The organism is Clostridium sp. ZS2-4, assembly GCF_026719745.1.
Classification (GTDB): Bacteria; Bacillota; Clostridia; order Clostridiales; family Clostridiaceae; genus Clostridium_H.
The window spans coordinates 192,558-216,996 of the sequence record NZ_JAPPRQ010000044.1 but is presented as its reverse complement, the minus strand read 5'-3'; the positions used below and the strand labels follow the sequence as shown (position 1 = coordinate 216,996).

The following is a 24,439-nucleotide window of genomic DNA, read 5'->3' as shown; positions in this document are numbered from 1 at the left end:
AAAAAGCTAGTCTTTTTATTTGTGTACTGTTGTTAGATTTAATTATACATAAATTGTAATAATAAACCTTATTTTTCTAATAAATACTTAAAATGATTAAAAAATATTAAAAAAAAATAAAAGATATTAAAAAAAAAATATTAAAGAAAATATTATATGTATCGATAATAAAAGCAGGTATATTAACAAAGGTAGGAGGAAGATGTAGTGTTAAAAAAACTGAGAAATTTGAAGATTACTCAAGGGATTATTATTATATGGATATTATCTATTATAAGTACTGCACTAATTGGAAGTTTAGGATTAACACATTTAAAGCAATTAAATGAAAATGTTAAGATAATATATGATGAGCAGCTTTTAGAAATTGAAAAGTTAGGTAAAATAAATGGAGAAATGGGTGTTTTAAGGAATGCTTTTACTAAGGTAATTGACAGAGTATATAATGATGAGTATACACAAATTGTAGCAGAAAGTGATGTGGCAATTAGAGAGATTTTACAGCAAGCTCAACAAGCTGTAGGCAAAGATAGCAAAGATTCAGAAACAATTAGTTCTATTAGCGAAAATTACAATGTTTATATGGATTTGTATGAAAAAATAAAGGAAAAGAGGCAGCGAGGAGAAGTTATAGATGCTTCTTTGGCACAACAAGCTGGTAAAGTTGGCAGTGAGATATCTAATTTATTGGAAGAATTAGTAGAATACCACATACAGGCTGCAGAGAGTGTTAATAAGAGTTCTGAGGAAAGTTATCAGCACATAAAATCAGTATTTGTGATTGTTATAATAATATTGGTTGCTATTGTTTCTATGTTGTCTTTATTTATTCTTAGTGTAATAAAGTCATCCATAAAGGAGCTTACGGATATATTAAAGCTGATTTCTTCTGGAGATTTTACAGTTGAAGTGGACAAAAATCAAACTAATGAATTTGGAATTATGAAAAAGGATTTAGCTTTAACAATCAACGCAGTGGGAGATATATTGGAGTCAGTTAAAGAGAGCACAGCTTCAGTAAATGAACAAGCATTATCCTTATCAGCAATTTCACAAGAGATGACTTCATCTTCTCAAGAGGTTTCCAATGCTGTACAGGGAGTTGCAGAAGGTTCATCTTCTCAAGCTGGTGAATTAGTGGAAATGGCAAATACCTTAAATGCCTTTGGTAATGCTGTAGATAGCATTGTTTTATCAGTAGAAGATGTAGATATGAATGCAAAAAAAATAAACGAAATGGCTAAAAACAGTAATGATACCATGGGAGAATTAGTAGTATCTATTAACAGCATAGGTTCAGCTTTTAAAGATGTAAGCAATAAAATATCTGAGCTAGGAATGAGTGTTAATAAAATTAATGAGATTACAGCCCTTATAAACAGCATAGCAGATCAAACAAATTTATTGGCTCTTAATGCTGCTATTGAGGCAGCAAGAGCAGGAGAAGCGGGAAAAGGCTTTGCTGTAGTTGCAGATGAAATAAGAAAATTAGCAGAGCAAAGTAAGAGTTCTTCTTCTGAAATTGATAATTTGATAACTTTAATTTCATCAGAAACTAAAGAAGTTATTACTACCACAAATGAAGTGAATGGAGAACTTTCAGGTCAAGTCAGTACGGTGGATGATTCAATAGCGTCTTTCAAGGAAATAATTAACGCTATAGACAAGATTCTTCCTTTAATAGAAAGTGTAAATTTAGAAATAAATAAGGTAAATGAAGATAAGAATGAAATTATAAGTAAAATTGAAACAGCATCAGCAGTAGCAGAAGAAAATTCAGCAACTTCTGAAGAAATAGCAGCTTCATCTCAAGAAATGAATGCTTCTTCTGAAGAAGTAGCTAGAGCTTCGGAAATACTTTCTACTATGTCTTCTAAAACACTGGAAGAGGTTAATAAGTTCAAATTATAATATATTAGTTTCACTTTAGTTATTACAACCCAAAAGACAAAAGATCAGAAGTTTTATCTGGTCTTTTGTTTTTTCATATGGAATAAAAACTATATCTGAAGTAAATTTACTTGAAATTTTTAAATAGTATTGTAAACTTAGATTCAAAATCAAGTTGACAATACTATTTATTTTTTTTATACTTAATTAAAGCAATACATAATGGATTTTAAAATTTAGAGTTTATTATAAAGCTGAAATTATTAATATTGAGGAGGAATTTTAATGTCAAAGAAATTAGATATAAGAGACATGATATACGCAGCTTTATTTGCAGCACTTACAGGAGTTTTAGGATACCTTGTCATACCACTGCCCTTCAGTCCGGTACCTATTACAGGACAGACACTTGCAGTTATGCTGGCAGGTTGTGTTTTAACTCCACTTCAGGCAGGGTTGAGTATGATAACATTTTTATTTTTAGGAGCAGTTGGGGTTCCTGTATTTTCAGGTGGAAGAGCAGGACTAGGAGTTATAGCTGGTCCTTCAGGAGGATATTTAATAGGTTTCTTAATAGGGGCTGTTGTTATAAGTATGGTTAAAGGAAAAGGAGATTCTTTTGTTCGATTGATATTTGCATCTGTAGTTGGAGGAATTATGGTTGTATATTTAATTGGAGTTCCGTGGCTAGCAAGCATGACAGGGATGGGTATTTCTAAAGCCATTACTGCGGGAGCACTACCTTTTATACCTGGAGATTTATTTAAAGCTTTTGCAGCTGGATTAATAGGAAAGAAAATAAATTATCAGTTAGGAAAAATAAGATGACCAGAGTATTAAGTTTCACTTTATATAAAAAGATATATTTATTTAGGAAAATATGGTATAAATAGTTATAGCATGTTCAATAAAGTAATAATATTATATATTGCAATTATCAATATTCATTACTGAATGATTAATTTATGAAAAAGCTTCAATGAAGTTTTAATACAATGAATAGTATTTATTGCAACTTATATATTTATTCAAAAAATATATAGTGGGGGGAGTTTATGGTAAAAAAGATTTTTAAAATTATTATAGGAATAATTCTTATTTTAGCAATAATTATTGCAGCTTATCTTGTGTTTATGACAGTTACGGATTATAGACCTGAGGAGATTATAAGATTAGATGTAGAAAACAATAAGGAAGATGAAATAAAGAAAAAAACTTCTTTATCAATTGTAACCTACAATATTGGTTACTGTGGTCTAGATAAAGAACGTGACTTTTTTATGGATGGAGGTACAGAATCACGTTCAATAAGCAAAGAAAAAACTATGGAAAACCTTAAGGGAAACACTGAATTTTTAAAGAAAGAAAATAGTTCATTTATATTATTACAGGAAATAGATATGAATTCTACACGCAGTTATCATGTTGACGAGTACCGATATATGAAAAACAACTTAAAGGACTATGCTTCAGTCTTTGCATTAAACTACAAAGTGCCTTGGGTACCTGTACCTATTAGAAAGCCTCATGGGAAAGTAGAGGCTGGATTAGCCACATTTTCCAAGTACAATATTCAAGAAGCAAATAGATATCAATACCCAGGAGAGGAAAAATGGCCAAGACAGCTGGCTCTATTAGATAGATGTTTTATAGAAAGCAAATTTAAAGTGGAAGATGGGAAGGAGCTTATAATAATCAATTCACATCTTTCAGCCTATGATAAAGGTGGAGTAATAAGAGTACAGCAGCTGGAATTTTTAAAGAAATATATAAACAAAAAATACAATGAAGGAAATTACATAGTAATAGGAGGCGATTGGAACCATCTTATTCCAGGTACTGACCCAAATCTTTTTCAATCCACACAAGAGTGGCCTGAGTGGTTGAAAAAAATTCCTGAGGACTTTAAACCGGAAGGATTTCAATGGGCAGCAGATGAGTTGGTTCCTAGCAATAGAACTTTAGATATACCTTATAAAAAAGGAGTAAATTATTTGTCGGTAATAGATGGATTTTTGGTGTCTCCCAATATTCAAGTGAATAAGGTAAAAGGTTATTCTTTGGAATTTGAGAATTCAGACCACAACCCAGTGAAAATGGAATTTATGTTAAAATAATTTGATGAGAATTACAAGTAAATTAAATGGAATTTAGATTAGCTGCAAAGCTAATCTTTTTATTTATTCAGCATAAAACATAAAAAAATTGCATAATAATTAGAAACAAACTTATAGAACATAAACTGAAAAAGTATAGTAGCTTAGATTTAATTAAAGGAGGGGATTTAGTGGATTTTAGACAGCTTATAGAAAAAGATAGAGAGAATAAAAAGAAAAATAAGTTTAGTGGAACTTTGCTTGAGTACTTGGAAATAGTAAAGAAAAATCCAGAGGCAGTTAAGCTTTCACATCAAAGAATGTATGACATTATAATTGAACAGGGCTTTGAGGTTCTAAAGCCTGAGGAAAACAGAAGAATAAGAAAAATATATGGAAATGACACTATAAAGAAATATAATTTTTTTGAGAAGGATTTTTATGGTATTGATAAGGTATTGATGAAGTTAGTAAGCTATTTTTACTCAGCAGCTATGCAGGGAGAAGAAGCAAGACAAGTATTGTATTTAGTTGGACCAGTTGGAGCAGGTAAATCTTCATTAGTAGAAGCTCTTAAAAAAGCAATAGAAAACTGTCCACCAGTATATGCATTAGAAGGATGTCCTATGAGAGAAGAACCTCTACATTTGATTCCGAAGCATTTAAGAGGCGAGTTTGAGGATGAGCTTGGAATAAAAGTAGAAGGAGATTTGTGTCCAGTATGCAGACATAGATTAAAACATGAATTTAATGGAGAATATGAAAAATTCCCTGTTGTAAGCACTGACTTTTCAATAAGATCAAGAAAAGGAATAGGAGTTGTTCCACCAGTTGATCCTAACAATCAGGATACTTCTGTTCTTACAGGTTCAGTAGATATATCCAAAATGGATTTATATCCAGAGGATGATCCACGTATCCTTTCTTTAAATGGTGCTTTCAACGTTGGTAATAGAGGAATGGTTGAATTTATTGAGGTATTTAAGAATGATGTAGAATACCTTCATACAATAATAACAGCTACTCAAGAAAAATCTATACCGTCTCCAGGAAAAAATTCTATGATATATTTTGATGGAGTAATTGTGGCGCATTCTAACGAAGCTGAATGGAACAAGTTTAAGTCAGATCATACAAATGAAGCCATATTGGACAGAATAGTAAAGATTGAGGTTCCTTATTGTTTGGAATTAAATGAGGAAAGAAAGATATATGAGAAAATTTTGAGAAAAAGCAGCTTTAAAGCTCATATTGCCCCACATACTATTGAAATTGCAGCAATGTTTGCTGTGCTTTCAAGACTTACACCTTCAACTAAGGTTGACCCTCTTACAAAATTAAAGATATATAACGGGGAAGAGATAGTTGAAAAAGGAACTACTAAAAAAATAGATATTACGGAGCTCAGAGAAGAATCAGGCATGAGAGAAGGTATGTCTGGAATATCTACTAGATTTATAGTAAAAGCCATTGATAATGCCCTTTCAAATTCTGATCATGATTGTATTAATCCTTTAAGCGTAATGGAAAATATAATAAAATCTATTAAGGAATTGGATACAAATGAAGAGGACAAGAAGAGATATTTGGCGTTTGTTCAAGATACTATAAGAAAAGAATATAACAAGATTTTGGAAAAAGAAATAACAAGAGCTTTCATAAACAGCTTCAAAGAGCAGGCTGAAAGTCTTTTCAACAATTATCTTGATAATGCAGAGGCTTATGTTAATAAGACAAAATTAAAGGATCAATATACAGGAGAAGAATTAGAACCGGATGAAACATTTATGCGTTCAATTGAGGAGCAAATAGGAGTAAGTGAAAGCTCTGCCAAAGGCTTTAGAACAGATGTTACATCATATATGTTCTACCTTATCAGAAATGGTGGAAAAATAAGCTATGATTCTTATGAGCCGTTAAAAGAAGCTATAGAACAGAAATTAACTACTTCTGTAAAGGATTTATCAAGAGTTATAACTCAGTCAAAGGTTAGAGATAAGGATCAGGGTAAAAAATATAATGCTATGGTAGAGGAAATGAAGGCAAATGGCTATTGTGATCACTGCTGTGATGTTATCTTGAAATATGCCGCAAATAATCTTTGGAAGGATTGATTATATGGCAATATTTAGAGAATTCAATCCCATAGAGCATGATAGAGCTGTTGAAGACAGAAGGAGACATAAAGAGCTAGTTGAAGATTCTATAAAGAAAAATTTAGTTGATATATTGTCAGACGAAAGCATAATAGGACAGAGTAAGGATAAGAAAATTAGAATTCCGGTAAAGGGATTAAAAGAATATCAGTTTGTATTTGGTGACAATGCATCAGGAGTTGGCAGCGGAAAAGGCAGCGAAAAAAGAGGAGATAAAATAGGAACAGGAAAGGGGGAAGGAGAAGGCTCGGGCAATAAAGGAGCTGGAAATAATGACGGAGAGGATATATATGAGGCAGAAGTTACAATTGAAGATGTAATAAATTATCTGTTTGAAGAATTAAATCTTCCTAATTTAGATAAGAAAAAATCTGCTGAAATATTATCAGAACATGCTAAAAAGAGAGCTGGGTATCAGAAAAAAGGCATAAGACCGAGACTTGCCAAAAAGAGAACTGTTGTTGAAAAATTAAAGAGAAAGCAGGGATATTTAAGAGCTTTAGCAGAAGAAGGAAAACAGGAAGAGGTTGAAAGATTTCCATTTAAAGAGGATGATTTAAGATATAACAGAATCAAGCATACTGTAAAAAGGGAATATAATGCAGTGGTTATGTGTATTATGGATACTTCCTCATCTATGGACAGAACAAAAAAATATCTGGCAAGATCTTATTTCTTCTTATTGTATCAATTTGTAAAAATGAGATATGAGAGAGTAGAAGTGGTGTTTATTGCCCACTCTACTCGTGCTAAGGTTGTGAATGAAGATGACTTTTTCCACAAGATGGAATCGGGAGGAACCTATATTTCAAGTGGATATTCCAAGGCTCTTGAAATCATAGATGAAAAATTCAATCCAGAAGCTTGGAATATATACGCTTTTCATGTAAGTGATGGGGACAACTGGAGCGAAGACAATGAAAAGGCAGTGCAAAAGGCTAAAGAGCTTTGTGATGTATGTAATTTGTTTGGTTATGCAGAAGTTATGCCTGGAACAGCTTTAAGTACAATAAAGAAAAAATACTTGGAAGAAATAAAGCATAAGAATTTTGTTGCTACAACTATGAAAAACAAAGAAGAATTGTTCCCTTCATTAAAAGATATATTGAATGGAAATCAGAAAGAGGGGTGATATCTTGGAATATACGGTAAAAGATTTAGAAATGTGGAATGAGAAAATTGAAGCTGTAGTTAATGAAGTAGGCCTTGATTATTATCCACAGGAATTTGAAATGATAACCTATAATGATATGCTGGCATATGAAGTATATGTGGGAATGCCCTCAAGATATCCTCACTGGAGCTTTGGAAAAGCCTATGAAAGACTTAGAACCTTATATAAATACAACTTAACAGGACTTCCGTATGAGATGGTTATTAATTCTAATCCATGTATGGCTTATCTTATGAAGGATAATACCTTACTTCTTCAGATATTGACTATTGCTCATGTTTACGGACATAATGATTTTTTCAAAAATAATCGATTGTTTAAAGTGGGAACTCATGCTGAATACACTTTAGAAGACTTTAAAAATCACGGGAAAATTATAAGAAGTTATATAAATGATCCAAGTATAGGTTATGAAAGTGTAGAAAAGCTTTTAAATGGAGCTCATGGAATTAAGCTTCAGACTACAAGAGTTGTTGGAGAAAAAAGAATAAGTGATGAAGAAGTAAAGAAAAAGATGCTGGAAGATTATAAAAATAAGAATACAAATTACAGTATTATAAAACCTTATGTAAAGGAAGAGCCTCCACAAGTAGAGAAAACGCCATTAAAGCCTGAGGATGATGTATTGTATTTCATAAGTCATTATGGTGATTTAGAGGAATGGGAACAGAATATATTAGAAATAGTTAGAAAAGAGACTAGATATTTTATTCCTCAAATTGAGACTAAGATTATGAATGAAGGATGGGCCAGCTATTGGCACTATAATATTCTTAAAAAACTGGATTTAGAGCCTTCTCTTCATTTGGAATTTATAAAGAGACATAATGATGTAATAACTCCTTTGATAGGCCGTATAAACCCATATTTCATGGGATTCAAAATATATGAAGATTTAGTAGAAAAATATGGAATTAAGAAAATATTTGAAGTTAGAGCTTTGGAGCGAGATGAATCCTTTATAAGAAGATATTTGACAAAAGAATTGTGCGAAGAGTTAAATCTTTTTGAATATGCAAAGAGAAATATGAATTATGTAATTACAGAAGTATCTGATGATGAGGGCTGGAAAAAGATAAGAAATACTTTAAGCAGTTCTTGTGGAATGGGAATGATTCCACACATAAGAGTAATAGATATGTCAAAATCAGATAAGACACTTACACTGGAGCACGTTTATGACGGAAGAGAGCTGCAGCTGGATTATGCAAAGGAAACCTTAAGATATATTGTAGATTTGTGGAAGCATAAGGTTTGTCTAAAGACTATTATAAAAGAAAAAGAAGTAACTATAAATTGTACTGAAAATAAATTAATAACTTATGCTTGAAAATAAAGAGCATATGGCATATTCATGCTGTATGTTCTTTTTGTGTTTTTGAATTGCATAATGATTTCGAATAAATAGATTACAATCCATATATTTGAATTAAATCCATTGAAACTTACTATAAAGGTATAAACTGTTTTGATACAATAATTATGGAAAGTCTTTATAATTGACTTATATAAAATCAAAAAAATGGAAAGGGGAAACGAATGAAGAAACAAATGAAAAAAAGTTTTAGTCTATTTTTAGCAGCTATTTTGGTTATTAATGGATTAATGGCTTTAACTCCACTGATAACTAAAGCAGCAGAGAGTTTGCCTAAAGTGGCAATAGTATCTTTAGACCATAAGCCTTTTGTGGAAGGAGACAGTAATGAATTTTTTATTTCTTCAAAGGGATATAATGGACAAGTTCAATATCAATTATTTTATACTTGTAAAACAACTATGGGTACAAATTGGGAGCTTATCAACAATGATGACATGGTGAATGGGTGGACAAAATCTGTAGATGCTCATGAGCCAATCAAGGTAGATATAAGCAGTTTGAATCTTAAGGCAGAATATTATAGATTTGCCATAAGGGTTAGAAGAGTAGGATATAAGGGAAGATACAGCAATAAGTATGGAGATTATGATAATGCATATCCATTTGTGATAAATGTAGTTAAAGATTCTAATATTCATTTAAATGGAGATATGCTTATTGAAAAAACAGAGTATACTAAGAATGAAAAATTAGTTATTAATGGAGTCGACGATGTAGAATCAGATACAAAATACAAACTTCATTTATATGATGTGAAAAATAATAGCTGGATGACAAATTTAACAGAGTTTGGAGATAACATTAATTATGATTTGAGCAGTATTCCAGCTGGAAAGTACATAGTTGACGTCTGGGGTAAAAGGAATAACTCCAGCAAAGTATATGATGGATGGAAGCTTAAGATTATAGAAGTAAAAGAGGAACAAATTCCAAAGGTAGCAATAGTTTCTTTAGACAATACACCTTTTATAGCAGAAGGAAAAAATAAGTTTTTTATTTCTTCAAAGGGATATGATGGACAAGTTCAGTATCAATTATTCTATACATGTGCAGCTACAATGGGAACAAAGTGGGAGCTTATTCATAATTATGGAATGGTAGATGGATGGACAAAACCTGTAGATGCTCATGAACCTATTAATGTAGATATATCACACTTATATTTGAGAGAAAATTTTTATAGATTTGCTATAAGAGTAAGAAGAGTAGGGTATAAGGGCAAATATACCAATAAATATGGTGACTATGATAATGCTTACCCATTTGTAGTAAATGTAGTTCGAAATCCTGCTATATACTCATGGGGAGATATGCTTATTAATAAGACTGAGTATGCAAAGAATGACCAGTTAATTATTGATGGAGTTAACAATTCACACCAGAAGGATACAAAATATAAACTTCATCTATATGATGTAAAAAATAATAAGTGGATAACAAATTTAACAGAATATGAAGAAAAAATTAGTTATGATTTGAGCAATATTCCTGCGGGAACATATATAGTTGATCTTTGGTATAAAAGAGATAATTCTACTAAAAAATACGATGGATGGAAGCTAAAAACTATCAATATAACTTCTGAAATCAAAAAAATTACTTCTGTAGAAGATGTAAATGTATCTACTTCAAGAAATTCAAATTACAGGCTACCAGAAACTGTAATGGTTACATTTGAAGATGGAAGCAGCGTAAGAAAATCAGTTGTATGGGATGGAATAGCGAATACAAGTAAACTTGGAACATACACTTTCCAAGGAACTGTAAAAGGATATAATCAAAAATGTAAGTTAACATTAACAGTAGAAGATGTTAAAGGAAATACTGCAGGTAATATTGTAAACGTAGCAATGGTTGCCAAAAGTAATGGTTGGATATATTATACAAACCATGCTGATGAAGGAAAACTTTACAAGATGCAAGTTGATGGTAACAATAAAACAAAAGTAAGTAATGATATACCACTTTATATTAATGTAGTTGATGATTGGATTTATTATTGTAATTTATTGGACTATGGAAAGTTATATAAAATAAGAATTGATGGTACTGGAAGAACAAAATTGTGTAACGATCTTGCAGAAGAAATTATTGTAGAAAATCAGTGGATATATTATGCAAATGCAGCAGAAGATTATAAACTATACAAAATAAAAAATGATGGAACAAACAGAACTAAATTAAACAATGATTATTCAGCAAATGCTAATCTGGCAAATGGTTTTATATATTATACAAACTGCAGTGATAATTTCAGAGTATACAGAATTAAAGCAGATGGAACAGGAAGAACTGCACTTAACAATGATAAATCAGGTTTTTTAAATGTAGTTGATGGTTGGATTTATTATGAAAATCTATCAGACAGCAGTAAAATTTATAGAATTACAACTAGTGGTACAAATAGAGCAAAAGTAAGTGACCAATCAGGTTCTTTCTTAAATGCAGCTGATGGCTGGATTTATTACACAAACTTAAATAACAATAATTCATTATATAAAATGAAAATTGATGGTACATCCAATCAAGCTTTAAATGATAAGGGTTCATTTTTCATTCAGGTAGTTGATGAATATGTTTATTATGAAAATGAGTCAGACAGTTATAATCTTTATAGAATAAAAAATGATGGTTCAGAAAATCAGAAATTTGATACGGGTATATTAAATATAAATGATATAAAAGTTACTTTGGATAAAAATTCGTATTATTCACTTCCGAGTCTTGTAAAGGCTGAATTGGTGGATGGTTCTACAATAAACTTATATGTGACTTGGAATGTATCAGAAATTGATACAAGTAAAGCTGGACAATACGTATATGAAGGAATTGTTAAAGGATATATGAAGAAAGTTCTTTTAAAGGTTAATGTAATTGAAATTGTAAGTTTGGAGTATGATAATGCAACAATAGTGAGACCTAAAGGGACTGATTTTGAGCCTCCTAATTCTGTTAAAGCTACTATGAGTGATGGCTCTAAAAAGAGTATAGTTATGACATGGACTCCATCAAGCATAGATACAAGTGAAGCAGGAGAATACACTATAGAAGGGACTCCAACAAATAAGATTTATGATAAAAACTTAAGTTTTAAATTGTCTGTTGTAGAAAGTGACAACCTAGTTACAGGAAAGGTAGTTGCAGAAGCTGGTGATTGGATTTATTATGAAAATATATATGATGATAATTGCTTGTATAGAGTTAAACAAGATGGCACAGGTAAAACAAAAGTAGTAGAAAAGTATGTTATGGAAATTATTGATACAAAAGATGAATGGATATATTATAGAGATAACAAACAAAATAGTAGTCTTTACAGGATGAAGGCTGATGGTGCAGAGCAGATTAAACTGGTTGAGGGTAGAGTATATTATTGGGAAATAGTAGATAGTTTGATTTATTATACAAATCCAGAGGATGACAATAAATTTTACAGTATGAGGCTTGATGGCACTGACAAAACTAAGATAAGTGATAATTTAATGGCATATCCACATGTAAATTTAAAAGATAAATGTATATACTATTCTAATAAGTCTGATTGGGGAAGAATCTATAAAATGAATTTGGATGGTACTAATACAATAAGAATAAATACAGAGCCATTATCAAAATTCACCATATACAGCATAGATGACCAATGGATTTATTATACAGATAAACGTTATAATAATATGTATAAAATCAGTATAGATGGAACACAAAAAATAGTTTTAAGCTATAGTGGCGAATCTAGTTTGGGCATAGAAAAAATTGATGGAGAGTGGATTTATTATAATAGATCTGGAGCAGGAATGCAGGAGATATGTAAGAAGAAAACTGACGGTACAGACACGATTAAGTTAGGAGAGGGTGATATTAGCAATATAGTAAGTGAATGGATTTATTACAGAATTCATGACGGAATTGGAGAAGTACTTTACAAAATGAAAATAGATGGTACAGAAAAACAATTAGTATATTAATATTTTAAGACCAGCAAAAAAAGCTGGTCTTTTCTTGTGCTTGAATAAATATATTCATAGTACAAAGAAGATATTAAAATTATCATAAGAAATTAAAATTAAAGGTAGTGAGTAAAAAAAATTACAATAAAAATCATAAAAAATAGAGGGGGATAAGCAATGAAAATAATAAAAAAATTATATTACACAGATGATCATGAATGGATAAAGGTTGATGGAGATGAGGCTTATATTGGAATTACAGATTATGCACAAAATAATTTGGGCAATATTGTTTATATTGACCTTCCACAAGTAGATACAGAATTTACAGCAGGAGATTCTTTTGGGGTAGTGGAATCTGACAAGGATGCATCAGATCTTTATATACCACTAGATGGAAAGGTTTTGGAAGTAAATGAGGATATATTGGATGAGCCTCAGCTTGTAAATAAAAATCCATATAAAAATTGGATGATAAAGGTGGAGATGTTTGATGATTCGCAAGTAGACGAGCTTATGGATGCTAAAGAATATAAAGAATACTGCAAGAGGGAGTTATAGATGTCTTTTATGAATGTAGGATTAAAAAGAAAAACTATCCAAGGGTGAACAAGACCAGTTGAGAGCTGGTCTTTAGTAAATTTCTCTCCTAAAGTTGTCTAATTTAACTTTCAATTATAAGGATAAAGTATTCTTACCTTTAATTAATACCATTAATGCTATTGAAGAAACATATATAACATTGAATACAAATAAAATAGGGGAGATAAGATCTATTACTTTTTTATAGAATGACACATCTACAAACTGCAAGGATAAAATTAATGAAAGAAAATATAAAAATAATAATATTTTGTTTATATCTATTTTTGTAACATGGTTTAAAATGAAGGAGGAAATAAATGCGTTAACAGCATTTATTCTAAACACTATAAAGCACCAGACAAACATGAAAATATATCTAAAATTATTGATGAGAGGTACGTTAATACTTTCAAAAACCAGTATATAAGCCCATAGGCTTTTAGGGATTATATCTATACCCAAATAATATATTGTTGAAAAAACAGACCATACCCATATAAAACCAGATATAAGTACAGCTTTTAAACTCGCTTTTTTTATTGTACTAGTGTCTTTGGCAAAGGGATGAAATATTAGCAAATACTCAAAACCTGAATAGGAATAAGCTGTAAGTATGCTGCCTTTGAGTATATCCTTTAAACTTAAACTAAATACTGGTTGTATATTCAGTATACTTCCATACTTTAATGAAGATAATGAAAAAATAGTTATAAATATCAATAGATACATACTTATTTCGCATATCTTTGCCAAAGTACTCAAACCTTTATAAACTGCAAAATAAGTTAAAGTAATACAAACAATAACAACTTTTAAGGGAGACAAAAAGCTTACAAAGTAAATCCGAGAAAATCTAACTAAATCAGAGGTTACTGTTGATATATATATAGTACACATCAATGAGAAACATAAATTCAGCAAATTTCCAAATGTATTTCCAAAATATTGATTACTTAAACTTAATATATTATCATTGGGATATTTTTTGATAATGTAACTGCTTACAAGAATCATATATAATGGATTTAACAGTGCAATAATTGAAGAAATCCATGCGTCTTGCTGAAGTTTTAATACCAGAATATTAGCTAATTTTAAAGAACCTGGGCCAATAGCAATAGCAATCAATAGAGCAGTTATTTGGTTGCAACTTAGAAATTTGTTACTTGTATTATTCATTTTTCTTATTTTTCCTCCATAACTTTTCTCTAAAATTTGTTTGACGTACAGGATTGGTATTTGGCAGTTCTTCAGGAGTTTTATTCATAAGCCATATAGGTGCTCTTACAAATATATCTTTTAAATCATTGCCCTTTATTGCAAAATAAGATACTCCAAAACTTTTCATACTTGTAATATGAACCAGTATGAAAAACCAACCTGCAGTAATTCCTAAAAACCCCATAACATTAGCAAGCACCAACATTGGAAATCTTAAAAATCTTATACCAAGAGACATTTCGTAATTAGGTATTAAAAAGGTAGAAACAACAGATATTCCAATTATGAGCAGGGTTGTAGGGCTCACAACCTTGGAATCAACAGCTGTATTCCCTATAATAATACCACCTACTATACTTAAGGTTGTAGCGATTCTTGGAGGTAATCTGACACCGCCTTCCCTTAAAAACTCTACTATTAATTCCATAGATAGTATTTCAAGAAATGGTGTTAAAGCAATACCTTTTCTTGCTTGAACAATAGGTGTTATGAATTTTACGGGTATCAGCTCCGTATTATATCTTATAAGAGTTAGGTATATAGGTGATAAAGTTATTATAATAAAGATTGATATTGTTCTAAGGAGTCTTGAAAATGAAGATGTCAGGGTTCTTTCCGAATAGTCCTCAAGAGCTTGAAAAAATTCTACAAATAAAGCTGGAGCTGTAAGAACATAAGGACTTCCATTTAAAATAATAGCTATTCTGCCTTCCATTAAATTTGCTGTTACAATGTCTGGTCTTTCTGTTCCAAAAATTTGTGGGAAAGGAGAAAAGGGGTTATCTTCAAGGTACTGTTCAAGTACACCTGAATCTTCAAGAGAGTCTACATCTATAGCCTGAACTCTCCGGCGGACTTCATCTAAAACAGTTTTATCCACAATATCATCAATATATATAAGGGCTAAAGCTGTCTGAGAACGCCTTCCAACGGTATATTTTTCAATAGCCAAATTTTTATCTTTTATTTTTCTTCTAAGTGTACTTATATTGATTTTAATATTTTCAACAAAGCTATCTCTTGCGCCTCTTATGGCTGATTCATTAGTTGGGTCAGAAATACTGCGCTGTTCTCCACCTTTGGTATCCGTAATTATGAAATATTCAAGGCTATCTATTAAAATGACGGTTTTCCCAATTTTGATAGCTTCTGCAGCCTTACTGATATCACTCTCAGTTACAGTATTGGATAAAGGAATATACTTTCTGCACAAATATTCACAAGTATCTTTTCCAAGAATTATTTCTTCTTCAACGTTGAACATTAAGGGACGTAAAAGATCTCTATTTATAATATCTCTTTCTGCCAAAGCTTCCATATATAAAGCACAAGCAGATATTGGTTGATTTTTTCCTATGAAAAATCTTTTAATAATTACAGGATTTTTATTTCCAATTTCTGTGGTGAGAAAATTGATTTTTTCTTCTAAATTATAGTTAAGAATCATTACATATCACCCTATGCTTAGTATTTTTAGTAATCTCCTCTACCAAATTTGTCTAGTTTAACTTTGACATTAACAATTATATCAGCTTCAGAAACTATTTTATTCCAGTCAGTTTCAGTATGTCTTCCATATTTGGCTGCAGCTACTGTACCAAGAGCCAGGCAGTCAATCTTATAATCATTTTGCATTTTATCAATAAATTCATAGCAGGTTTCAGTTGTTTTTTTCTCTATATCATTTATAAATTTTTTCTGTACAGCAGGTTTATTGGCTATATCTTCATACAAATTATTGTTTATTATGTCTCCATTTAAAGATAAATAAATAATAAATTTATATTTATCATCGATTTTTTCACAGCTGACTTTTCGTTTGGAGGTAGGGTAATAGTCTATGTATTCTGCTGTATTTTTTCTTATTGAAAGCATACCTTTAACATTGTCTTCCTTTAGAAGATTTAAAATTTTTGTGTCTTTCATACCTAAAGTTGTTACCATCTTGTCTTCGTTAAATACAGCCATTCCAGTAATTTTAGGCTTTTTATCTATTATTTCTATATAAGGAAGCACCAATGTTCTTCCTTCTGCACCTATTCTTACATAAATATCCATAAGTTTATAGTTATCTGAAAAAAAATTGAATTCTTTTGCATGAGTTAACAGGTTTTCAATATAATCCCCAGCGTTTGGATAGCCTTCAACGCTAAATTTAAGAATATCCATAGACTTACCTTTGCACACTGCATTAAGTCCAGTATCATTAACATTAGGATTTGCAAATAACATATCAATTGAACTTTCAATGCCGAATCGTGCAATATCCTCTCCCCATATGAGTACTTTTTCCAGACCTAATAAAAATTTAAGGTCAGATCCCAATTGACGGTCTTCTCTAGTGCCTCCTATGGTTTTGCCTACTCCGGTTTGTATAATAGTGGAAGGAATTTCTTTGCCAGTATAATTATAAACAGCAATAGGAATACTGTATTCTACTTCTGAACCTTTTCTTTCAAGATCAAAGCCAATTGTTGATGGAACAGCAATTTCCTCTGATGGAACTGAGACTGTTCCACTAGCAAAAAAGATATATATTCCTATACAGAAAAATAAAATAGTAAGTACTTTTTTATAATTCATAATTATCCTCCCATTAGTCCTATGCTTAGTATTTGATTATTTATAAATTTGTATACAAAACAAAAAATAGTGACCAGTAGCCAGGTACCAGTAACCAGTAACTAGTAGCCAGGTACCAGTAACCAGTAACTAGTAGCCAGTAACCAGAGGATAAAATTAAGGTAGAGTTAATAAATAATTAAGAATAGAATGATATAATTGTTCTTGATTACAGGTATAATATTTATAGAGTTGAGAGTTGAGAGTTGAGAATTGAGAGTTGAGAGTTGAGAGTTGAGAATTGAACGGGGAAGGGGCTTTTAGTGATAAATTAGAAATATCAGTTTAAGAGTGTTAAACATAGGGAGTAGATTTAAATGAAGAATAAAATTTTTAATATAATAATTATTATATTATCTGCTGTAGTATTTTTATATTTTCTTATATTTTCACATGGAATAGGGTATTTCATAAAACAATTGACGAACTTGAATTACATATGGATTTTATTGGCCATGTTTTGCATGTTTATGTATTGGGCAATTGAAAGTATTATATTAAATATTTTTACACAATCAATATTTTTGAGACAGAAACTTGTAGATTCTTTTAAAATAACAATGGTAGGACAGTTTTTTAATTCCATTACTCCTTTTGCATCTGGAGGGCAACCTGCACAATTATATTTTATGATGAAAAGAGGTATTAAGGCAGGTTCTGCCAGTTCTATTTTGACTATGAAATTAATTGTTTATCAAGGAGTACTTACACTATATTCTCTTATGGCGATTATTTTAAAGTTTACTTTTTTTAAACAAAATTTGCCCAACTTTTTTTATATATCAATTATAGGTTTTTTAATAAATACTGGGGTGATTTTATTTCTGTTAATGGCTTCTGTCAATAAAAAAGTGACTAATTCTATATTAAAAGTAATATTTACATTTTTAAATAAGATTAGATTGGTTAAGGATATGGAGAAGAGTTTATCAAAGATAGAAGAAGAGTTGTCAAACTTTCATGAAAACGCAGTTGAGATGAGTAAAAATTTGAAGATATTGATTAGATGCACAGTTCTTACTTTTGTTCAATTAACTGCATATTTTATTATTCCTTATTTTATATACAGAGCATTCAACATGAATTCAGCAAATTTTTGGAATATGATTGCTGCAGAAACTTTTTTGAATATGATTGTGGCAGTTATTCCTCTTCCAGGTGCATCTGGAGGGTCAGAAGGGGGATTTTATCTGCTGTTTAGCTTGTTTTTTAATCCCGCAACTATAATGCCGGCAGTACTGCTTTGGAGAATAATAACTTACTATTCGTGCATAGCCTTTGGAGGCATTTTTGCTATTTTGCCAGTACAAAACTAAAATTCAAATAAAAAAGCAAAAGACTTGAAGATAGGAGGGAGCTATCTTCAAGTCTTTTGTCTTTTCTAGGTTTATTTTATGACTAACAATTCTAATACTCTATGTGAGTTAAGTTTTAAATTATATTTGGAGTGGATAAAAAATCAGGTTTGGTGAAAGATAATTGTGTACTTGCTGTGAGGATGCTGTTGAAAAATTTAATCTAGAGAGGTGCTGTATATGAAGAATATATACATAAAGGACTTAAAGAGTTTTGAAGAAAAACAGATTATAGAAACCAGCTTTATGATAATGAAGATACTGGAAAGAAAAGAAGAAACTATTATTGCTTTTATAGGAGATAATACTGGAGACATAAAATCAGAAATTAAGGATACTGAATGTAATTTAAAAGTGGGAGATGTAATTAAAATTAAAGCTGATGCAAATGATAGATTTCTAGTTGTGGAGGAGTTTGAAAAGGAAGAAGAATATGAAATAGAAGATTTTCTGCCAACTATAGATGCTGATATAGATGAGATTATGAAAGAAATTAAAGAGATTTCTGAAGAAGAATTTAAAAGTGAAGAAAGTAAAGCGTTAGATAAATATTTCTTCGGAAATAAAGAGTTTGTAGATAAGTTTAAGAAGGGTATTGGAGGACTTAGACAGCATCATAATTATATTGGTGGTCTTGCAGAACACACCTTAAATGTAATGTATCTTGCTAAAATTCTTGCTTATAGATATGACTGTAGATATAAAGAAATCGCTATCCTTGCAGCTAAGCTTCATGATATTGGAAAAGTAGAAGAATACTATACAGATGGACCTTTTCAAGTGACAATGAGAGGTGATATGGAAGGGCATATAGTGGTAGCTGTAACTATGTTGGAAGAAGCTTTTCGAGCAGGAGGAGATATTTATAGTGAGGAGTTTAAAAGTAGAATGAAAGGATGTATTGTACAACACCATGGAAAAATAGAATATGGTTCTCCTAAAGCTGCCAGTCTTGAAGAGGCATTTGTTGTGAATTTTGCAGACAATGTAGATGCGGTAATGAATAAGATATCACAAGTTAAGAAGATTACAGAACCCAATACCTGGTCAGAATATGACAGGAGAATTGGAACAAGACTATACTTATAAGAAAAGTGCGGTGCACTTTTCTTATAGTTTACAGTAACCAGTAACCAGTAACCAGTAACCAGTAACCAGTAACCAGTAACCAGTATAAAGAAAAAAGAGAAAAGGAATTAAGAAAAGTTAAATAAAATTAAAATAAAATAGACTTAAAGATAGATTATATCTACTTTTAAGTCTATTTTTCTTTATTTTAATTTTAGTTTTGCATTAGCAAAACATTTTTCACTGGTGAATGGGGATTGGCGACTGGGGACTAGAATTAATTTTAATATTTTGGTATTAATTATGCATCCCTGACAATAATATTAATATGAATGTAATTTTAGCACGGAGGTATAAGAATGAAAAGAATACTTAAAACAGTACTTATAGTTATAGCTGTGGTGCTGCTGATAGCAATGCCTGTAATAGGAAGTTATAACAGTATGGTTAGTTTGGAGCAAAAGGTAAAAATGTCAGAATCTGATATAGACACTCAACTGCAAAGAAGAAGTGATTTGATTCCTAATCTTGTGAATACTGTTAAAGGGTATGCAGCACAAGAAAAAGATATATTTACTGATATTGCAAATGCCAGAGCAAAGCTTGGCGGAGCACAGACTGTCAGTGAAAAAGCCAATGCTGACAGCAAACTTTCTTCAGCTTTATCAAGACTATTAGTGGTAGTAGAGAGATATCCAGATTTAAAATCCAGTGCAAATTTCAAAGACTTAACAGTAGCTTTGGAAGGAACAGAAAATAGAATAAATCTAGCAAGACAGGATTATAACAAAACTGTGGACACTTATAATACTACAATAAGGAAATTCCCTAATTCAATAATAGCAGGAATTTTTAGATTTGAACAAAAAGATTACTATAAAGCCGCAGAAGGAGCTAAAGATGTGCCAAAGGTAGACTTTAGTAAGTAACCAGTAACCAGTAAAGGATGTTTTGCTAATGCAAAACTACAAAGTATATAGTAGTAAAGCTTAATTCTTTTCATAACTATCCACTGGCTACTGGTCACTGGTTACTAAAAGAAGGGGGGTGTTTTAAAAATGAAAAAATCAAGAAACAAATTCAGTAGATTGTTAATTGTTATATTAGCTTTGCTGTTTGTTTTAATTCCCTTTCAAAATATAAAAGCAGAAACAAAATATCCAAATCCAACAAGCCTAAAATATGTAAATGACTATGCTGACATATTGGATAGTGATACGAAAGAATATATAGTATCTGTAGGAAAAGAGTTGGAAGATAAAACTGGAGCACAGGCTGCTGTTGTTATAATAAATTCTCTTGAAGGAAATGAAATTAGGAATTATGGGGTTAATCTTTTTAGAAAATGGGGAATAGGGCAAAAGGATAAGGATAATGGTTTTTTGATTTTAATGGCTATGAAGGAGAAAAAATGGTCTGTAGAGGTAGGCAGAGGACTTGAAGGTGCTGTGCCTGATATTTTGACAAACAGAGTTATGCAGGAAGCTGCTGTACCTGAATTTAAGAAGGGTAATTTCGGGGCAGGACTTAAAAACGCCTATTCAATCTTTGTAGACAATATAGCTAAAGAGTATGGGGTAACTTTAGAAAAAAGTGAAAAGATAGATTTAAATTACAAAAAAGAGAAAAATGTACAAGGGAATCCTGTTCCTATATATATATTAATAGGTTTAGTTTTTTTAGATATTATTTTTAACAGAGGAAGAATAATAAGATTTATTCTTCAAATGTTATTTTGGAACTCTTTCTTTGGAGGCGGTCGCGGAGGCAGAGGCGGAGGAGGAGGCTTTGGCGGCGGCGGTTTCGGAGGCTTCGGCGGTGGAGACAGCGGAGGAGGAGGATCTTCGGGAGACTGGTAAGAAAAGTGTGATGCACTTTTCTTAAGTAACCAGATACCAGTAACCAGCAGCCAGTGAAGGAGAATTTTCTTCCTTAGGTCAGAAAATCTTTCAATTAAATTAAAAAACAAAATAGCTAGTGAAAAATTAAATTTCAAAATTTTCACTAGCTGTTACTACTATTCCTTTAACTGGTCACTGGCTACTGGTCGCTGGTTACTAGAATAACGTTGCCTGGCAACATTATTCAATAGTGTACTCTCACCAGCCAGAATTTTATTTTTTTATCGCTCCAGCCAAGATCCCAAGGGACTCTGTATCTATCAGTATTATGGCAGTTTACTAAAGAGTAGCCCTTTGAATCTGCACCAGTTACTGTAGAAATGTGAACAACCTTTCCCTTCTTTTCATAGGCTACAAAATCTCCAGGCTGCAGTTTATAAGCAGCTTTATATACTTTCTCGTAGCTACCGTGAGCTATAAGTGAGGCTCTACCGCTGTTTAACATATAATCTTTGAAGCCATTTGCATTTAGCCAAGCTTTACTACCGCCACCTCTATCAAAATTCCATGTGGAAGTCTTTTTGAATTTCCCTCCTTCGTGTAAAATTTGAGAAGCGAAGTTAGCACAATCTCCACCTAAAGGATTAAAATCACCATATTTTTTATTGTATTTGAAGCCAAACTCTTCATCAGCAGCTATGCCACAGTATTTATCAGCATATTCTACAGCTGAAATTCTTCGTTTGTTTAGAGTTGAAAAATCTCTAGCTGGTTGAGACAAAATATAATTTTTTATATCATCTGCTTTTATATTATCCAGATTTAAAGAGTCTGCAAAGGGATCTGTATACCATTCTTTTGTTATAACCCAAACTCCGTCCTTGTTTTTTAATCTTAAGGAATGAGCTGTTCCGATTCTAAACATATTCATCTTGGTATAATCTTCTTGATTTTCATAAACATACGTATATTCTGTAGAGCAAATAAGATTTACAGAATAAGTGTTTTGATATCCTTTAATACTTCGTATAATTACCATAGGAACGATATCTATAAATTTTACCCCTTGTTTTTCAGACCAGTTAAATAGATATTTCATTTTTTTTACTTCATGTTCATAAGCCCATACTCCATATTTAGTATCTTTATCATATATGTAATCTATTCCTTCGATATCCTTCATTAAAATAGATTTATTTCTAATCTGGAACAAATCCTTTATCTCATTAGTAATTTCCTCTTTGTTTGGTACATTTTCAGTGAATTTAGCATCAGTAGGAGAAGAAATACAATACCAAGATAGCACAGTTGTTACTAATGTTATAGCTAAAAAAATTGAAATTAATTTTGATTTTTTTATTACAATAAAGATAAATAACACCTCAACTTTAAATTACTATATAGGAAATATATGTGTTGAGTTTTAGATATATTATTATATTTATAAATTTTAAAAAGTTGAAAATAGAGAGTGAACGATGCTTTCCTTTGGTAAAATTTTAATAAATTAAGTTTTGATATATTAAAAAGTTTATTCGATGAATTTTAAAAATTACAAGGAGTTTAAAGTTGTATTATCCTCTAGAGAGTAAGCTGCATATAGTAAATTAGTAATATAAGGAGGAGTAATATTTGATTATTCATGTAGTAAGGCCTGGAGAAAGCTTATTTTCAATATCACGTATTTATGGAGTTTCAGCAGATAAAATTGCAAAGGATAATGAACTAAAAGATCCTAGACAACTGGTCATTGGAGAAAGTCTTGTAATACTAGAAGGAGAACGAAAGCATGCAGTAGCTCCTGGAGAATCAATTTACACAATAGCCAGAACCTATGGAATGATTCCAAGAGCTATATTAGTAGCTAATCCACAGATAACAGACCCCAGTAAGCTTAAAGTAGGACAAATTATAATTATTCCAGAGAGAACAAGAAAATATGGAACTATAGAGGTAAATGGGTATGCATTTCCTGAAATTGAAATGGAGACACTTAGAAAAACCCTTCCGAATCTAACTTATCTAAGCATATTTAACTATCAAGTAATGAAGGATGGAAGCTTGAAGGAAATTGATGATGTTCCATTAATTCAGGCTGCAAGAGAGTTCAAGGTAGCTCCGTTAATGGTAATTACAAATATAGAAGAAGGAAAAGGCTTTAGCAGTGATATTGCTAAAGAAATTCTTACGAACAATACTGCTCAGGAAAATCTATTGAATAATGTAATTCAAACACTAAAGGCTAAAAATTATTATGGATTGGACATAGATTTTGAGTATATATATCCTGAGAACCGAGAAGATTATAATAATTTTTTAAGAAAAACGGTAAATAGGCTTAAACCTTTGGGTTATACTGTTACAACTGCATTGGCACCTAAGATTGCGGCAGATCAGCCGGGAATATTGTATCAAGGACATGATTATCCTGTACATGGAGCTTTAGTAGATCATGTAATATTGATGACCTATGAATGGGGGTATACTTTTGGTCCACCATTGGCAGTGGCTCCATTAAATGAGGTAGTAAAAGTTTTAAACTATGCTGTAACTGCTATACCTAGAGAAAAGATTTTTATGGGTATACCTAATTATGGATATGATTGGACACTACCTTATGTAAAAGGAACAGCAGCAAAAGCATTATCCAATACAGAAGCTGTAAACTTAGCTTTTAGGGAAGGAGCTATTATACAATATGACTGGAAAGCACAAGCACCTTTCTTTACTTACTACGATAATGCTGGAAGACAGCACATTGTATGGTTTGAAGATGCACGAAGCATAAGAGCCAAGTTGGATGTAGCTAATAGATATAAATTGGGAGGTGTCAGCTACTGGAGCATAGGAAAATACTTTCCACAAAACTGGTTGATTTTAAATTCTTTATATGATGTAGAAAAATTAATTTAATTTTGAGCAAATACCAACCAAAACAGATAGAATTTACGTATATATATATATATTGCAATTATCAATGGGCATTGTTCAATGATCAATTTATGAAAAAACTTCAACGAAGTTTTAATAAAATAGGTTGCCAGGTGCTGGTATCTAATGACCTGGCAACTGAAATTCAGTATCTAATCTCTTATTTTTATTAAGT

At 31.2% G+C, this 24,439-nt stretch carries 17 protein-coding genes; 13 read left to right on the top strand and 4 right to left on the bottom strand.

Going from position 1 to position 24,439, the window contains the following annotated elements:
* Nucleotides 1-207: 207 nt before the first annotated feature.
* From OIO11_RS08015 to gcvH, 8 genes are all read left to right on the top strand, one after another.
* On the top strand, nucleotides 208-1,911 hold the full coding sequence (locus tag OIO11_RS08015) for a methyl-accepting chemotaxis protein (protein ID WP_268070924.1): 1,704 nt from the start codon (nucleotides 208-210) through the stop codon (nucleotides 1,909-1,911).
* A 264-nt stretch (nucleotides 1,912-2,175) separates the two neighbouring features.
* Nucleotides 2,176-2,718, top strand: a complete 543-nt coding sequence (locus OIO11_RS08010; RefSeq protein ID WP_268070923.1) for a biotin transporter BioY — start codon at nucleotides 2,176-2,178, stop codon at nucleotides 2,716-2,718.
* A 227-nt stretch (nucleotides 2,719-2,945) separates the two neighbouring features.
* Nucleotides 2,946-4,007: an endonuclease/exonuclease/phosphatase family protein gene (locus OIO11_RS08005; RefSeq protein WP_268070922.1), complete on the top strand. Its 1,062-nt coding sequence runs from the start codon at nucleotides 2,946-2,948 to the stop codon at nucleotides 4,005-4,007.
* Between the two features lie 170 nt (nucleotides 4,008-4,177).
* A complete protein-coding gene (locus OIO11_RS08000; RefSeq protein ID WP_268070921.1) occupies nucleotides 4,178-6,100 on the top strand; it encodes a PrkA family serine protein kinase in 1,923 nt (640 codons plus the stop codon).
* 4 nt (nucleotides 6,101-6,104) lie between these two features.
* Complete coding sequence (gene yhbH, locus OIO11_RS07995) at nucleotides 6,105-7,274, top strand: sporulation protein YhbH (protein ID WP_268070920.1); 1,170 nt, start codon at nucleotides 6,105-6,107, stop codon at nucleotides 7,272-7,274.
* A 4-nt stretch (nucleotides 7,275-7,278) separates the two neighbouring features.
* On the top strand, nucleotides 7,279-8,646 hold the full coding sequence (locus OIO11_RS07990; RefSeq protein WP_268070919.1) for a SpoVR family protein: 1,368 nt from the start codon (nucleotides 7,279-7,281) through the stop codon (nucleotides 8,644-8,646).
* A 209-nt stretch (nucleotides 8,647-8,855) separates the two neighbouring features.
* Nucleotides 8,856-12,659, top strand: a complete 3,804-nt coding sequence (locus OIO11_RS07985; RefSeq protein WP_268070918.1) for a DUF5050 domain-containing protein — start codon at nucleotides 8,856-8,858, stop codon at nucleotides 12,657-12,659.
* 159 nt (nucleotides 12,660-12,818) lie between these two features.
* Nucleotides 12,819-13,202: a glycine cleavage system protein GcvH gene (gcvH, locus tag OIO11_RS07980; RefSeq protein WP_268070917.1), complete on the top strand. Its 384-nt coding sequence runs from the start codon at nucleotides 12,819-12,821 to the stop codon at nucleotides 13,200-13,202.
* Between the two features lie 114 nt (nucleotides 13,203-13,316).
* Here the strand turns inward: gcvH and OIO11_RS07975 are convergent, their stop codons facing one another.
* The 3 genes from OIO11_RS07975 to OIO11_RS07965 are packed head-to-tail and all read right to left on the bottom strand — an operon-like array spanning nucleotide 13,317 to nucleotide 17,030.
* The gene (locus tag OIO11_RS07975; protein WP_268070916.1) at nucleotides 13,317-14,405 is read right to left on the bottom strand and encodes a GerAB/ArcD/ProY family transporter; all 1,089 of its coding nucleotides are present in this window, start codon (nucleotides 14,403-14,405) and stop codon (nucleotides 13,317-13,319) included.
* Nucleotides 14,398-15,894, bottom strand: a complete 1,497-nt coding sequence (locus tag OIO11_RS07970; protein ID WP_268070915.1) for a spore germination protein — start codon at nucleotides 15,892-15,894, stop codon at nucleotides 14,398-14,400. The genes OIO11_RS07975 and OIO11_RS07970 overlap by 8 nt, the downstream gene beginning before the upstream one ends.
* Nucleotides 15,895-15,920: 26 nt before the next feature.
* Nucleotides 15,921-17,030, bottom strand: coding sequence for a Ger(x)C family spore germination protein (locus tag OIO11_RS07965; RefSeq protein WP_268070914.1), 1,110 nt, complete (start codon nucleotides 17,028-17,030; stop codon nucleotides 15,921-15,923).
* 356 nt (nucleotides 17,031-17,386) lie between these two features.
* Here OIO11_RS07965 and OIO11_RS07960 point away from each other — a divergent pair, with 356 nt between their 5' ends.
* The 4 genes from OIO11_RS07960 to OIO11_RS07945 all read left to right on the top strand — a co-directional run bounded on the left by OIO11_RS07960 (nucleotide 17,387) and on the right by OIO11_RS07945 (nucleotide 21,351).
* Nucleotides 17,387-18,385 (top strand): lysylphosphatidylglycerol synthase transmembrane domain-containing protein, encoded by a 999-nt coding sequence (locus tag OIO11_RS07960; RefSeq protein ID WP_268070913.1) that lies wholly within the window; start codon nucleotides 17,387-17,389, stop codon nucleotides 18,383-18,385.
* 219 nt (nucleotides 18,386-18,604) lie between these two features.
* Nucleotides 18,605-19,513 carry an HD domain-containing protein gene (locus tag OIO11_RS07955; protein ID WP_268070912.1) on the top strand — a complete coding sequence of 303 codons (909 nt, stop codon included), beginning with the start codon at nucleotides 18,605-18,607 and terminating at the stop codon, nucleotides 19,511-19,513.
* A gap of 338 nt (nucleotides 19,514-19,851) precedes the next feature.
* Nucleotides 19,852-20,421 carry a LemA family protein gene (locus tag OIO11_RS07950; RefSeq protein WP_268070911.1) on the top strand — a complete coding sequence of 190 codons (570 nt, stop codon included), beginning with the start codon at nucleotides 19,852-19,854 and terminating at the stop codon, nucleotides 20,419-20,421.
* 129 nt (nucleotides 20,422-20,550) lie between these two features.
* Entirely contained in the window at nucleotides 20,551-21,351 is an 801-nt protein-coding gene (locus OIO11_RS07945; protein ID WP_268070910.1) for a TPM domain-containing protein, read from the top strand.
* A gap of 226 nt (nucleotides 21,352-21,577) precedes the next feature.
* Here OIO11_RS07945 and OIO11_RS07940 read toward each other — a convergent pair whose 3' ends face one another.
* A complete protein-coding gene (locus OIO11_RS07940) occupies nucleotides 21,578-22,714 on the bottom strand; it encodes an amidase domain-containing protein (protein WP_268070909.1) in 1,137 nt (378 codons plus the stop codon).
* Nucleotides 22,715-22,965: 251 nt separating this feature from the next.
* Between OIO11_RS07940 and OIO11_RS07935 the strand changes: the two genes are divergently transcribed.
* Nucleotides 22,966-24,246, top strand: a complete 1,281-nt coding sequence (locus tag OIO11_RS07935; protein ID WP_268070908.1) for a glycosyl hydrolase family 18 protein — start codon at nucleotides 22,966-22,968, stop codon at nucleotides 24,244-24,246.
* The last annotated feature ends 193 nt before the right edge of the window (nucleotides 24,247-24,439 follow it).